Genomic DNA, 15,081 nt, shown 5'->3' with positions numbered 1-15,081 from the left:
GTCCCGGCCAGCGCCGTGCCGAGCACGGTGCCGTTGTCCGCGATGGTGACGGTGGCGCCGGCCTCGGCCGTCCCCGTGAGGGTCGGTGTGGTGTCGGTGGTCGGCGCCAGGGCGTCGAACACCGGTGCCCCTGGTGGCGTGAGATCGATGACCAGGGGCGTGGCTGCGGAGACGGGCGAGGCGTTGCCCGCCGCATCCACGGCCACGGCCGTGAGGCTGGCCGTRCCCTCGGGCAGAGCGGCCGCTGTCAGGCTGAAGCTGCCGTCGGCGCCGGCCACCGTCGAGCCGATCTGGGTCGTGCCGTTCGAGACGATYACSGTCGCCCCCGGCTCGGCCGTGCCGGCGTCCCCGTGAGGGTCGGTGTGGTGTCGKTGGTCGGCGCCRGGGCGTCGAACACCGGTGCCCCTGGTGGCGTGAGATCGATGACCAGGGGCGTGGCTGYGGAGACGGGCGAGGCGTTGCCCGCCGCATCCACGGCCACGGCCGTGAGGCTGGCCGTRCCCTCGGGCAGAGCGGCCGCTGTCAGGCTGAAGCTGCCGTCGGCGCCGGCCACCGTCGAGCCGATCTGGGTCGTGCCGTTCGAGACGATYACGGTCGCCCCCGGCTCGGCCGTGCCGNCCCTCGGGCAGAGCGGCCGCTGTCAGGCTGAAGCTGCCGTCGGCGCCGGCCACCGTCGAGCCGATCTGGGTCGTGCCGTTCGAGACGATYACSGTCGCSCCCGGCTCGGCCGTGCCGGTGATCACCGGGGTGGTGTCGTTGGTCGGGGCCACGAAAGCGGTGATGCTCGGAGCATTAGGCACAACGCTGTCGATGGTCAGAGCGACGGCGGCAGAGGGCGCCGAGACGTTGCCGGCAAGATCGCGTGCGGTGACGGTGAAGCTGTTGGCACCCTGAGCGAGGTCTGCGCCCGGGGTGAAGCTGAAGACGCCGTTCGGTCCGGCCACGGCGGTTCCCAGCACGGTACCATTGTCCGAGATGGTGACGGTGGAACCGGCCTCGGCCGTGCCCGTGATGGTCGGGGTGGCGTCGTCGGTGAGGCCGGCGGCGGTGGTGATGACCGGTGCGCCGGGAGCGAGGCTGTCGATGGTGAGAGCGACAGCGGCAGAAGGCGCCGAGACGTTGCCGGCGAGATCGCGTGCAGTGACGGTGAAGCTGTTGGCACCTTGAGCGAGGTCTGCGCCCGGGGTGAAGCTGAAGACGCCGTTCGTGTCGGCCACGGCGGTGCCGAGCACGGCGCCGTTGTCCGAGATGGCGACGGTGGAACCGGCCTCGGCCGTGCCCGTGATGGTCGGGGTGGCGTCGTTGGTGAGACCGGCGGCGGTGGTGATGGTTGGCGCACCGGGGGCGAGGCTGTCGATGGTNCCGGCCTCGGCCGTGCCCGTGATGGTCGGGGTGGCGTCGTTGGTGAGACCGGCGGCGGTGGTGATGGTTGGCGCACCGGGGGCGAGGCTGTCGATGGTGAGAGCGACAGCGGCAGAAGGCGCCGAGACGTTGCCGGCGAGATCGCGGGCGGTGACGGTGAAGCTGTTGGCACCTTGAGCCAGGTTGGCGGCCGGCGTGAAGCTGAACACGCCGTTCGTGTCGGCGACGGCGGTGCCGAGCACGGTGCCGTTGTCCGAGATGGTGACGGTGGCGCCGGCCTCGGCCGTGCCCGCGATGGTCGGGGTGGCGTCGTTGGTGAGGCCGGCCGCTAGGGTGATGGTTGGCGCATCAGGCGCAACGCTATCGATGGTGAAAGCCACGGCTGCTGAGGGCGTGGAGACGTTGCCGGCCGGACCCCGTGCGGTGGCGGTCAGGACGTTGCTTCCTTCCGTAAGTGGGGTGAGGGGCGTAAAGCTGAACACGCCGTTCGTGCCAGCCAGCGCCGTACCCAGTACGATGCCGTTGTCCGAGATGGTGACGGTGGAACCCGCTTCGGCCGTGCCCGTGATGGTCGGGGTGGCGTCGTTGATGAGGCCGGCTGCGGTGGTGATCACCGGTGCGCCGGGAGCCACGCTATCGATGGTGAGAGCCACGGCGGTGGACGGCGCCGAGACGTTGCCAGCGAGATCCCGTGCGGTGACGGTGAAGCTGTTGGCCCCCTGAGCGAGATCTGGTGCCCAGCACGGTCCCATTGTCCGAGATGGTGACGGTGGAACCCGCTTCGGCCGTGCCCGTGATGGTCGGGGTGGCGTCGTTGGTGAGGCCGGCGGCATTGGTGATGACCGGTGCGTCGGGGGCGACGCTGTCGATGGTGAGAGCCACGGCACCAGAGGCTACCGAGACGTTGCCGGCGAGATCGCGCGCCGTGACGGTGAGGCTGTTGGCACCCTGAGCCAGATTGGCAGCCGGGGTGAAGCTGAACACGCCGTTCGTGTCAGCCACGGCGGTGCCGAGCACGGTGCCGTTATCCGAGATGGTCACAGTCGAGCCGGCCTCGGCCGTGCCCGTGATGGTCGGGGTAGCGTCGTTGGTAAGGCCGGCCGCTATGGTGATGGCTGGCGCATCCGGCGCAACGCCGTCGATGGTGAGAGCCACGGCAGCAGAGGGCGCCGAGACGTTGCCGACGAGATCCTGTGCGGTGGCGGTCAGGACGTTGCTGCCTGCCGTGAGTGGGGTGGTGGGTGTGAAGCTGAAGCCCCCGTTCATGCCAGCGACGGCCGTGCCGATCGCGATGCCGTTGTCCAAGATGGTGACGGTGGAACCGGCCTCGGCCGTGCCCGTGATGGCGGGAGTCGTGTCGTTCGTGGGTCCTGCAAAAGCTGTGATGCTCGGAGCGAGAGGACCGACCGTGTCGACCAGCACCGTCACGGGTGCGGCCGGCGAGACGAGGCCGCCGAGGCTCGTTGCCCTGACCTCCAGCGCATTGGTGCCCTCCGCCAGCGGAACCGTGAGAGTCACGCTGAAGCGACCGTCGAGGCCTACGGTGCCGAAGCCGACCGGGTTCGCGCCGCTGGTGATCGTGATCAGGTCGCCAGCCAGGGCCGTGCCGGTGATGACGGGCGTGTCGTCGTTGGTCGGCGCCACGTAGTCGACGACCGGGGCGCCGGGCACGCGCGTGTCGATGACGACCTGCGTCACGACGGAGGGAGGCGACAGATTGCCGGCGCCATCCTGCGCCGTGGCGGTGAGGTTGGCAGGTCCGTTCGGCAGAGGCACCGTCGGAGTTAGGCTGAAGCTGCCGTCGGCAGCGGCCACGACGGTACCCAGCACGAGTGCGTCGCTACGGACCGTGACAGTCGCCCCTGACTCGGCCGTGCCGGTGATGGTCGGGGTGGCATCGGTGATGGTGCCTGCAAAGGCGGTGATGGTTGGCGCACCGGGGGCGAGGCTGTCGATGGTGAGAGCCACGGCGGTGGAGGGCACCGAGACGTTGCCGGCGAGATCGCGCGCGGTCACAGTAAAGTTGTTGGCACCCTGGGCCAGGTCTGCGCCCGGGGTAAAGCTGAACACGCCGTTCGTGTCGGCGACGGCGGTGCCGAGTACGATGCCGTTGTCCGAGATGGTGACGGTGGCGCCGGCCTCGGCCGTGCCGGTGATGGTCGGGGTGGTGTCGGGGGTGAGGCCGGCCGCGGTGGTGATCACCGGTACGCTGGGTGCGAGGCTGTCGATGGTGAGAGCCACGGCAGCAGAGGGCGCCGAGACGTTGCCGGCGAGATCGCGCGCGGTCACGGTCAGGACGTTGCTACCCTGGACCAGATCGGCGGCCGGGGTGAAGCTGAAGACGCCGTTCGGTCCGGCCACGGCGGTGCCCAGCACGGTCCCATTGTCCGAGATGGTGACGGTGGAACCCGCTTCGGCCGTGCCCGTGATGGTCGGGGTGGCGTCGTTGGTGAGNATCGATGGTGAGAGCCACGGCGGTGGACGGCGCCGAGACGTTGCCAGCGAGATCCCGTGCGGTGACGGTGAAGCTGTTGGCCCCCTGAGCGAGATCTGCGCCCGGGGTGAAGCTGAAGACGCCGTTCGGGTCGGCCACGGCGGTGCCCAGCACGGTCCCATTGTCCGAGATGGTGACGGTGGAACCCGCTTCGGCCGTGCCCGTGATGGTCGGGGTGGCGTCGTTGGTGAGGCCGGCGGCGGCGGTGATCACCGGTGCGCCGGGGGCGAGGCTGTCGATGGTGAGAGCCACGGCGGCAGAAGGCGCCGAGACGTTGCCGGCGAGATCCCGCACGGTCACGGTCAGGACATTGCTACCCTGGACCAGGTCGGCGGCCGGGGTGAAGCTGAACACGCCGTTCGTGTCAGCCACGGCGGTACCCAGCACGGTGCCATTGTCCGAAATGGTGACGGTGGAACCGGCCTCGGCCGTGCCCGTGATGGTCGGGGTGGCGTCGTTGGTGAGACCGGCGGCGGTGGTGATGGTTGGCGCACCGGGGGCGAGGCTGTCGATGGTNGAACCGGCCTCGGCYGTGCCCGYGATGGTCGGGGTGGCGTCGTTGGTGAGACCGGCGGCGGTGGTGATGGTTGGCGCACCGGGGGCGAGGCTGTCGATGGTAAGAGCCACGACAGCAGAGGGCGCCGAGACGTTGCCGGCGAGATCGCGGGCGGTGACGGTGAAGCTGTTGGCACCCTGGGCCAGGTTGGCGGCCGGCGTGAAGTTGAACACGCCGTTCGTGTCGGCGACGGCGGTGCCGAGCACGGTGCCGTTGTCCGAGATGGTGACGGTGGAACCCGCTTCGGCCGTGCCCGTGATGGTCGGGGTGGCGTCGTTGGTGAGGCCGGCGGCGGTGGTGATCACTGGCGCGCCGGGGGCGAGGCTGTCGATCGTGAGAGCGACAGCGGCAGAAGGCGCCGAGACGTTGCCAGCCAGATCGCGGGCGGTGACGGTGAAGCTGTTGGCACCCTGGGCCAGGTCAGTGGCCGGAGTGAAGCTGAAGACGCCGTTCGGTCCGGCCACGGCGGAGCCCAGCACGGTACCATTGTCCGAAATGGTCACAGTCGAACCGGCCTCGGCCGTGCCCGTGATGGTCGGGGTGGCGTCGTTGGTAAGGCCGGCGGCGGTGGTGATCACCGGCGCACCGGGGGCGAGGCTGTCGATGGTGAGAGCCACGGCAGCAGAGGGCGCCGAGATGCTGCCGGCGAGGTCGCGGGCGGTGACGGTGAAGCTGTTGGCCCCCTGGGCCAGGTCAGTGGCCGGGGTGAAGCTGAAGACGCCGTTCGGTCCGGCCACGGCGGTGCCGAGCACGGTGCCGTTGTCCGAGATGGTCACAGTCGAACCGGCCTCGGCCGTGCCCGTGATGGTCGGGGTGGCGTCGTTGGTGAGGCCGGCGGCGGTGGTGATCACCGGCGCGCCGGGGGCGAGGCTGTCGATGGTGAGAGCCACGGCAGCAGAGGGCGCCGAGACGTTGCCGGCGAGATCACGGGCCGTGACGGTGAAGCTGTTGGCCCCCTGGGCCAGGTCAGCGGACGGAGTGAAGCTGAAGACGCCGTTCGGTCCGGCCACGGCGGTGCCGAGCACGGTGCCGTTGTCCGAGATGGTGACGGTGGAACCCGCTTCGGCCGTGCCCGTGATGGTCGGGGTGGCGTCGTTGGTAAGGCCGGGCGCTATGGTGATCACCGGCGCACCGGGGGCGAGGCTGTCGATGGTAAGAGCCACGGCAGCTGAGGGCGCCGAGACGTTGCCGGCGAGATCGCGGGCGGTGACGGTAAAGCTGTTGGCCCCCTGGGCCAGGTCAGCGGCCGGCGTGAAGCTGAACACGCCGTTCGGTCCGGCCACGGCGGTGCCGAGCACGGTGCCGTTGTCCGAGATGGTCACAGTCGAACCGGCCTCGGCYGTGCCCGCGATGGTCGGGGTGGCGTCGTTGGTCAGGCCCGCGGCGGTGGTGATAGTTGGCGCACTGGGCGCAACCGTATCAATAGCTAGTGTAACATCATCGATACCAAAACCAAGCTGTCCAAGCGAAACATCTAAGACACCACCTCTGAATACCCTCACCTCTGTTAGGTTTTGCCATGCAGAGCTAAACTGATAACGCGTTTCCCCCAATAGCAAGCCTAGATTGATCAGATCGCCAGAAGCGGCAGAAACAACCTCAACACCATTCCTATACCCGACAAACACCACGCCAGATAAAAGACTCACGTCTGCTCTTATCGATAAGGCATTCAAATCAAATACGGTACCAGTTTGCCGAGAAATAGAAAGATACCCAGCAATCGAGCCAGTTTTCAGACTCGCGTCCGGTTCTAAAAAATCTCGATTGACTGAAAGCGTTCCCGTTGCGGATCCGGATCCGTTCCGCTGAGCATAAACAAACCCATCGATAATCAGCGAACTGCCCGAGCGACCAGAGGATGCCTCGAACGTTTGGGTGCTTGCCATAGCTATTCTCTCTAGGTGCGCCCGCGGATCAATATCCAGCGGTTGGTTACACTTCAGATCAGAAAATGCTGTCGAGGATTCGGCGTCAGTTCCGCCTCTCGCTTACCAATATCAACCTACATACGAATAACTCCCTTACAAGCATGCAAGGGCGGGGCCCAGGCGCCTATTTGATCGATAGGAGCGACTCGCATTCTATAAGCTTAACAGAGCCCAAACTGCGTCGGTAAATACCGAAATTCCATCGCTTTTGATGGATATCAATGCAATCGATCCGGACAACTTTAGGAATTTTTTAATAATCGGCAGGCCGTCTTAGAAGATATACGGCACATTTGGAGCCGGAGCGGCACCCGGTGCGCTGTCACAGTCTATCGCTGAAGGCGAAAAAACTCGCTTTATAGCTGATCCGCCGAACTCAAATAGGCGAACTCCGATGCGATTTCATCAGAATGTCGAGCTGAGAACCGCCCTTTTCCGCTGCCGGCGCGCGTTCTTCGGCGTCGGCGTCATGAGCGGCATCATCAACATCCTGTACCTGACGGGATCGTTCTTCATGCTCGAGGTCTACGACCGGGTCATCCCGGCACGCTCGATCCCGACCCTCGTCGGACTGGGTATGCTGACCCTGACCCTGTTCCTGTTCCAAGGGCTCATCGAGACCATCCGGGCGCGGGTCTTGGCCCGGATCGGCAGCTCGCTGGACGAAGCCTTATCCGGGCGGGTCTTCGACATGGTGGTGCGCCATCCTCTTGAGGCACCGGCCGGCGGCGACGGGCTCCTGCCGTTGAGGGACCTCGATCAGATCCGCAATTTCTTTTCGAGCCTCGGTCCAACGGCAATCTTCGATCTACCTTGGATGCCGATCTACCTCGGGATCTGCTTCCTGTTCCATCCGCTGATCGGTCTCGCGGGCTTGGCCGGCGCGCTCGTCCTGGCGGCGCTGACCATCCTCACCGAGCTTTTGACCCGCCGGCCCCAGCGCGAAGCCACCCAGCATGGGGCGAGCCGTAACGCCCTCTCCGAGGCCGGGCGCCAGAACGCGGAGGTCCTTCGGGCCATGGGCATGCAGAAGGAGTTCGCGCAGATCTGGAACGCGGAGAATAACGCGTACATGCGGCGTCAGCGCCGCGTCGCCGACATCGCCGCGGGTCTCGGGACCACCTCGAAGATCTTCCGCATGGTGCTGCAATCCGCGGTGCTGGCGCTCGGAGCCTACCTGGTCATTCAGGGGCAGGCCACGGGCGGCATCATCATCGCCTCGTCCATCCTTGTCTCGCGGGCGCTGGCACCGGCCGAGATCGCGATCGCCAACTGGAAAGGGTTCGTTGCGGCCCGGCAAGGCTGGGTGCGCCTGCATGACATGCTCGCGCGCTTCACCCCGGACAAACCGGCGCTCGCTCTGCCGGCCCCCATCAGATCCCTGACTGTTGAGAACGCATCGATCCTGCCGCCGGGCGGAACGCGCGCGATCGTCTCCGACGTCAGCTTCGGCCTCAAGGCGGGCGAGGGCGTCGGCATCATCGGGCCGAGTGCATCCGGCAAATCCACGCTGGCGCGGGCGCTCGTTGGCGTTTGGACGCCGCTGCGTGGGGCGATACGTCTCGACGGGGCCACCCTCGATCAGTGGGCCGACGGCAGCCTCGGCCGCCATGTCGGCTACCTCCCTCAGGACGTCGAGCTCTTCGCCGGCACCATCGCGTCGAACATCGCACGGCTGGCGCCGGACCCGAATGCCGAAGCCGTCGTCGCGGCCAGCCGGAGCGCCGGCGTGCACGAACTGATCCTTCGGCTACCTGAGGGATATGAGACCCGCATCGGCCCCGGCGGGGCGGGGCTCTCGGCAGGGCAGCGCCAGCGGATCGGCCTCGCGCGCGCCCTTTATGGCGATCCTTTCCTCGTCGTTCTCGACGAACCGAACGCCAACCTCGACGAGGCCGGGGAAGCGGCACTCACGCAGGCCCTCCTCGGCGTGCGCATGCGCGGCGGCATCGTCGTGGTGGTCGCTCATCACCCCAGCGTCCTCGCCGCCGTCGATCTCGTGCTTGTCCTGGAAGAGGGGCGGGGGCGCGCCTTTGGCCGCAAGAACGAGGTGCTGAAGACGAATCTTCGCCCAACGGCTTTTCCCAACGTGCGCGGCCCGAAGCGCACCATCACTGCAACCGCGAAAGCGGCCGAGACGAACCTGAAGGCTTCCGCATGACCTCGAGCAGCATGATTCGGAACGGTGTGACGGCTGGGGCGCTGCCGACGCGCGCTGCCGGCCCCCGGCACTCCGAGGCGGACCAATCGATCGGCCGACACTTGACCGTGGTCTCCGGCATCATCGCCGTCCTAGTCTTCGGCATCGGCGGATGGGCGGCACTCACCGAGATCCACGGGGCCGTGGTGAGCCCAGGGCAACTCGTCGTCGAGAGCGACGTCAAGAAGGTCCAGCACCCGACAGGCGGTGTCGTGAGCGAGATTCATGTCCGAGATGGCACGCGCGTCTCCCTGGGGGATGTCCTGATCACGCTGGACGAGACCCAGATCCGCGCGAACCTCGACATCATCCTGAAAGCCATGGACGAATTGACGGCCCGCCGCGCCCGCAACGAGGCGGAGCGGGATGGCCTGACGATGATCGATTTTCCCGACGCGCTGACACGGCGCAGGCGCGAGGAGCCGGCCGTCGCGCACTTGATCGATGGAGAGCGCCGCCTCTTCGAAACGCGCCGATCCGGGCGAGAAGGCCAGAAGGCTCAGCTCCAACAACGTATTCTTCAGATCCGCCAGGAGATCACCGGTCTCGCCGAGCAAGCCGCCGCCAAGGCCCGCGAGATCGCCCTCATCGGAGATGAACTCGTCGGCGTTCGCGAGCTCTGGGCGCGGAATCTCGTGGCCGTTTCACGGGTGACGGCCTTAGAGCGCGACGCAGCTCGCTTGGGCGGCGAGCGCGGGCAACTGGTCGCCGCGCAAGCGCAGGCGAACGGCAAGATTACGGAGACCGAGCTGCAGATTCTTCAGATCGATCAGGACATGCGGAGCGAAACGGGCAAGGAACTGGCCGATATCCGCGGCCGCTGGTCCGAGTTGTCGGAGAAACGCGTCGCTGCCCTCGACCAGTTGAAGCGGACGAATCTGCGTGCACCTCAAGACGGCGTCGTGCATCAGCTGACCGTCCATACGGTGGGTGGCCTGGTCGTCCCGGGTGAGCCCGCGATGCTGATCGTGCCCGATGCGGACACGCTCGCGGTCGAGATGCGCATCCAGCCCCAAGATATCGACAGCATCCACCTTGACCAGAAAGCCGTGCTTCGCTTCGCCGCCTTCAACCAGCGCGTAACACCAGAGATCGGCGGAATGGTCAGCCGCATCTCCGCGGATGTCAGCCAGGATTCGAAGACCGGCATGAGCTACTACACGGCCCGGATTCGTGTGCCCGATACGGAACGCGATCGCTTGGGCAGGGCACGGCTCGTGCCCGGCATGCCAGTCGAGAGCTTCATCCAGACCGGAGAACGGTCCGTCCTATCCTACCTTGTCAAACCTCTGACCGACCAAATCGCGAAGGCCTGGCGCGAGCGCTAAAAGACTGTTGCGATGGGGGTCTCGGAAAGTCCTATCCTCAACGCGCGAACAGGGCCTTACATCCTCACGTCTCGAGTTCTCCAGCCGCTTCAGACGGCAATGCCTGTTGTCCCAACGGTTATTTTCCTGCCTCGATCTCGCAGAGCACACGAGCAAGCTCGGAGAGCAGATACCGGGCGCGCGGGTCTTTGATCCTGTCGAAGTGCTCGTTAAACAGGATCCCCTCAGGTGTCGGTAATGTCTGACCTCGACGGACCTCCTTCTCAGACAGAGACTCCCCGTTGCGCGTGTCGTAGAAATAGTTCACGTCTACGTGCAGAGCCTGGGCGATCCGTTGAAGCTTATCGGCCGCTATCCTACTCCGTCCACTCTCGTATTTTTGGATCTGTTGGAACGTAACACCCAGACTCTCGCCGAGATTGGCCTGGCTGAGGCCGACGGAACGGCGCAGCGATTTGATACGGGTACCGATCGTGTCCGCGCCGCTATCTTTGTCTATATTTGACATTGTACGTTACTCAAAATATATTGGACAGCCTAGAGGGAAGGCAAATACGTGGAATTCTTTACGTGTCTTTTTACTGGGCTTACAACGCTCGAACTATAATCTTGCGGACGGGATAAGTACCCGCTGTATCAAAATCCTGCAACTTGACAAGAACGCATGCCGACGCCGGGCCCTGACCGTTCGCTCCTCAAACGGTCAGGGCCCGGCGTCGGCGGACCGATCCCATCAGTTGAAGCGACACGGATCGCGCGTCGCCAGTCTACGACCTTCTGCTTATCCATGAATCATGAACACATGCTTGGGGCAATGCCACACCAGCAAGCGGTAAACTCCGGTTCATGACGCTCCTACCCGTTTTCGAACGGGACAGTCGGCAGTGGTCTGGAGCTTCGTGTAGCCCGCACAGGACGGTGCCGCTACACTGATCGTTTTGAGACATCGCCGTTCGAATTGATCCATGCACCCACGGCTGAGCACAATGTTAATGCAGCGAGCCGGATCGTCGGCGTTGTGCATAGTTTACACAACTTCAACCAATAAATGTGTCGTCGCGACCTACCACTCATTCTGTAAGCGGCCAGTCTGTCACTGCAATGCGTTTGATCATCGAAGGATCGCGAGGGGCATCCAATCCGGGTTGGGTCGATCCGCACGATCAGGCATTGAGTAGAGATTGCCGCTCGCAGTACGGCGAGTAATCTATTATCTCCGGCCCCTGCGCGTTCGCAACCTCGACCGGCTGCATCATGCCCCTGATAAAACTCGCAGGCACCGGCCTACCAAAGATGAAGCCCTGAACCTCGCAGCAGCCTTCGCTTCGAACCCAGTCGAGCTGCGACTGCGTCTCTACGCCTTCGGCCGTGATGGTTGCCCCAAGGTGCTTGCCCAAACCGACCACGGCACGGACGATGGCGCCGGACGTTGATGCACAGGCATCCTGGATGAACGATCGGTCTATCTTGATCTTATCGAACGGAAACTGACACAGGTAGCTGAGCGAAGAGTAGCCGGTACCAAAATCGTCAATCGCCAGACGGACGCCTATTCTGCGTAGGCGATGCAAGCAGGCGATAGCCATTTCGGCATCTTTCACAAGCACGCTCTCGGTAATCTCTAGCTCCAGGCGCTCCGGCGCGAGTCCGGATTGAACCAAAGCGTCAACGACGTGCTGGTGGAAATCGACATGTTGGATTTGAACCGCAGACACGTTGACGCCGACACGAAGATCGGCGGACCACGATACCGCCTCCCGACACGCATCGCGCAACGCCCAGGCTCCAAGCTCGACAATCAAGCCAGTCTCCTCGGCCAAGGGAATGAAAGCGGCCGGTGATATCATCCCCTTCTCCGCGTGCGGCCAGCGCAGCAAAGCCTCGAAACCGCGGAGCGTATCGCTCGCAAGATCAATGATCGGCTGGTAGTGCAGCGCGAAACCTCGCTTACGGACGGCGTCCTTTAGATCAATTTCGAGCAGATTACGGGACGCGACCGCCATATCCATTCCAGCCTCGTAGAAGCGGCACGTGTGACGACCCGCTTCCTTGGCACGGTAGAGGGCGATATCAGCATTCTTAAACAAAAGGTCGGCCCGATCACCGTCGTCCAGTCCGATCGCGACACCGATGCTGACACCCACGTTCGTCAGATGCCCATCGATGTCCACGGGCTGACCTACTACCTCAATGACACGCTTCGCTGTCGCTCCCACGCCGTGGGGATGGCTTCGACCCAGCAGGATGATTGCGAATTCATCGCCTCCGAGACGAGCAACCATGTCTCCCGGACGCAAGCAGCGCCGCATGCGGTCGGCCAGGGTACATAAGAGCGCGTCGCCGGCCGGATGTCCGAAGGTGTCATTGACCGTTTTGAAGCGATCGAGGTCGCAGCATAGGACAGCGATCGAGGTCCCTTGCCGCTGCGCATGGACTAGTTCCTGGGTCAATCGTTCCTGGAACTGCCGGCGGTTCGGCAAGCCCGTTAGTGCATCATGCCGGGCCATGTGCTCAATCTGTGCCTCGGCGCGCTTTCGCTCCGTTGCGTCCACGACTGTGCCTTCGAAACAGGAGGGGCGTCCGTCAGCATCGCGCACCAACCACGCCGTTTCTGATACCCAGATCGGTCCGCCGGTTGCGTGACCGGTCACCTCCGAGACAAAATCATCGACCCTGCCGTGCCTCAACAGGAGGCGCATAAACTCATCTTTCCGGTTGCCGTCAACGTACCAGTCATGGGTGAAGCCGTTGCCGGACGCCGTCGCACTCGTCGGGTCGCCGTATCCATGGAGTCTCGCAAGAGCTTGGTTCGCCCGAACAAGCGTGCCATCGAGGTTCGCTCGGTAGACGCCGACAACGGCGTTCTGGAAGAGCGTCTGGTACTCGGCCTCGGCGAGGCGAAGGGCCGCCTCACGCCGCTTGCGCTCCGTGATGTCGGTGAAGGTCCGGACCAATCCGCCTGTCGGCAAAGGCACTGATCGCACCTCGATTGAGGGCCCGTTCGGACGGTCCCGCTCATAGGTGACGGCCGTGGTTCCCGGGGCGCAACTCTCCAGCCAGTGCCTGAGTTCGCCATCGACCCTGCGGAACTCGCCGCGGTCAATCTGATGCTGCTGAAGGAGATCGAACCGGGCTCCCTCATGCAGCAGAGCCTCCGAAAGGCCGAGCAGATCCCTGGCCCTCTGGTTGTGAACTAGGACACGATTGTCCGCGCCAACCATCAGGATGCCCTGATCCATATTCTCCAGGGTGACACGAAGAAGGGTGCTGACCCCGCGCAGCTGCTCCTCGGAACGCACGAGATCGGTGATGTCGACACAGACGCCCAGGAGAGCAACAACCGCACCCGTTTCGTCGTGCTGCGGCAGGCCGCGGGAGATAACAGTCCGGACCTCGCCATCCGCCCTGACAAGGCGACGCTGCCGGTCGAACGGCAAAAGGGCCATCCCGTTTACGTCGGCGTTTCGGATATCAAAGGCGGCAAACAGGTCGCGGTGTTCGTCGGGGTGCAGGAACTGAACTAAATTATGGAGGGACAGTTCATCGTCGAGCATATCGTGGCCAACGAGCTGTCGCATGCTGGGGGACCACGTGGCCTTTCCAGATTTCAGATTGTACTGCCAATACCCGATGCCCCCGACCTGCTCGACGAGAAGCTGGTAATCAGCCGCTTCCCGCAGCTTCGCTTGTGCGGATTGCAGCGCCTTCAGATCTCGTCCGATCTGGTTTCGAGCCTCGTGCAGGCGCAAGTGGGCCACTACGATGTTCGCCAAATCTTGAAACTGCCGGATCTGCTCAGCAGAAAAGGAACGCCGTTGAACGTCCATCAGGCACAGCGTTCCGAGGCGTATTCCCTGATGCAGAATTAGCGGCGCTCCGGCATAGAACCGGACGCCGAGCGGACCTGTGACAAGGGGGTTTTCCTTAAACCTAGGATCGTCCAGTGCATCCTCAATGATTAGGACATCATCTGAAAGGATTGCGTAGTTACAGAAGGCTATGCTGCGCGGCGTCTCGTTGACGTCGATCCCGCAACGAGCCTTGAACCACTGTCGGTTCTCGTCCACCAGAGAGACGAAGGCGATTGGTGCCGAGAATAAGGCTTGTGCCGTGCGGCACACCGCATCGAAGTGTGTCTCGCCAGGCGTGTCAAGCACCTGCAGATCTCGCAGAACTGCAAGCCGCTCGGGCTCATTCTCCAATAACGGATACATTAAGCGCCTTTTTGGACAGCGTGACCGATCACGCGGGGTATTGCAGCAAAATGACGCTCCAAGGATCAAGCCGCACAGGTTAACGATCCATGCATTTCCATGCCCGAAACACAACTATCAGGCGATTTTTTCTAATATGTGTATCAATCCACTTTGAGGACGTGAAGCGGGCCTAGCGCAAACTATAACGCAGGTCGCAAATGAAGACGTATCCGCCTTGTTTTCCAGTTTTGTGAACCACCTTAAGTTCGAAAAATCCCACAAGCTGAGTTTTGTAGAACGCGCAGCTGCTTCCCAGTCGGGAACGCGTAGTAAAAAACCAGTCGAATCGGGATCATATCTTCGACATCGACGCCGTACTACCGAAATTGGTCTCAAAATATCACGGCAGTTCAGTAGGCAATAGAGTTGATATCTGCCGATATTACTCAATCAAAGCTGAATGTTGTGCCAATATTTGAAGTCACGTTTGGAATGCAGCTTCAGATTGACGACGAATGGAGATGGAATCATAGATCCTCTTTGAAGCGAAAGGCCCCTTACAAGCCGTATGACCAATACGCGTCTAAACGCTGCGAGTTAGAAAGAACTCTCGATACACAGCCGGTAAGCTTTGTATTTCGCATTCTGGTTGACTTATTCGCATTTATATTGAAATATTAGAAGCTTCATAGGCACTTGTGAACCCCTGTCCATACGAACGATGCAAGGGAATCGGATGGCTGCAAAAGCATGGGACCACATCGAATCTAATAGCGAAGACGCATTTGGTTTTATTGTAATTGATGAGCATAGCTACAAAGGATGTGTCATTCAAAACTCAACCGATCTAGGAGCAAGATTGGTATTGATAAATGCAGATCTTATTCCAGATCAATTTGTTCTCTGCTCTATATCTTTTGACAAATCTGTACAATGCGTATCAGTTTCGCGAACGGACGAGTCTATCGATGTCTTGTACGATTAAATATATTACAATGTAAAAATCATATGCGA

8 protein-coding genes and 3 pseudogenes are annotated in these 15,081 nt (G+C 62.9%); 2 read left to right on the top strand and 9 right to left on the bottom strand.

Translation table 11 applies throughout. The features are described from left to right. The 7 genes and pseudogenes from ASG63_RS26240 to ASG63_RS27155 form a co-directional block, all read right to left on the bottom strand. Positions 1 to 290: pseudogene (locus ASG63_RS26240) on the bottom strand (Ig-like domain-containing protein); the annotation flags it as partial. 23 nt (positions 291 to 313) lie between these two features. Further along, a pseudogene (locus ASG63_RS27180) lies at positions 314 to 617 on the bottom strand (Ig-like domain-containing protein); the annotation flags it as partial. A gap of 1 nt (position 618) precedes the next feature. After that, positions 619 to 1,358: Ig-like domain-containing protein (locus ASG63_RS27175; protein WP_443189827.1), on the bottom strand; the 740-nt coding region annotated here is incomplete at its 3' end. 4 nt (positions 1,359 to 1,362) lie between these two features. Next, positions 1,363 to 2,114 (bottom strand): Ig-like domain-containing protein (locus tag ASG63_RS27170; protein WP_443189826.1); only part of this gene is annotated, 752 nt, incomplete at its 3' end. Then, positions 1,996 to 3,816: pseudogene (locus tag ASG63_RS27165) on the bottom strand (Ig-like domain-containing protein); the annotation flags it as partial. The gene ASG63_RS27170 and the pseudogene ASG63_RS27165, both read right to left, overlap by 119 nt. 1 nt (position 3,817) lies before the next feature. Continuing rightward, on the bottom strand, positions 3,818 to 4,369 hold a 552-nt coding region (locus tag ASG63_RS27160; protein ID WP_443189828.1), incomplete at its 3' end, for an Ig-like domain-containing protein. Between the two features lie 4 nt (positions 4,370 to 4,373). Further along, the coding region (locus ASG63_RS27155; protein ID WP_443189825.1) for an Ig-like domain-containing protein at positions 4,374 to 6,301 on the bottom strand (1,928 nt) is incomplete at its 3' end. A gap of 436 nt (positions 6,302 to 6,737) precedes the next feature. Here ASG63_RS27155 and ASG63_RS22625 point away from each other — a divergent pair. Next, on the top strand, positions 6,738 to 8,504 hold the full coding sequence (locus tag ASG63_RS22625; RefSeq protein ID WP_056222180.1) for a type I secretion system permease/ATPase: 1,767 nt from the start codon (positions 6,738 to 6,740) through the stop codon (positions 8,502 to 8,504). Further along, positions 8,501 to 9,871 carry an HlyD family type I secretion periplasmic adaptor subunit gene (locus tag ASG63_RS22620; RefSeq protein WP_244480005.1) on the top strand — a complete coding sequence of 457 codons (1,371 nt, stop codon included), beginning with the start codon at positions 8,501 to 8,503 and terminating at the stop codon, positions 9,869 to 9,871. Before ASG63_RS22625 ends, ASG63_RS22620 begins: the two co-directional genes overlap by 4 nt. 118 nt (positions 9,872 to 9,989) lie before the next feature. Here ASG63_RS22620 and ASG63_RS22615 read toward each other — a convergent pair whose 3' ends face one another. Both ASG63_RS22615 and ASG63_RS22610 read right to left on the bottom strand, forming a co-directional pair. Beyond that, complete coding sequence (locus tag ASG63_RS22615; RefSeq protein ID WP_056222177.1) at positions 9,990 to 10,379, bottom strand: helix-turn-helix domain-containing protein; 390 nt, start codon at positions 10,377 to 10,379, stop codon at positions 9,990 to 9,992. 655 nt (positions 10,380 to 11,034) lie between these two features. Beyond that, entirely contained in the window at positions 11,035 to 14,028 is a 2,994-nt protein-coding gene (locus tag ASG63_RS22610) for a bifunctional diguanylate cyclase/phosphodiesterase (RefSeq protein WP_162248663.1), read from the bottom strand. Positions 14,029 to 15,081 lie beyond the last annotated feature (1,053 nt).

The organism is Methylobacterium sp. Leaf94 (assembly GCF_001426045.1).
Classification (GTDB): domain Bacteria; phylum Pseudomonadota; class Alphaproteobacteria; order Rhizobiales; family Beijerinckiaceae; genus Methylobacterium.
The sequence above is the reverse complement of the archived record's forward strand: the minus strand, read 5'-3'. Positions and strand labels throughout refer to the sequence as shown.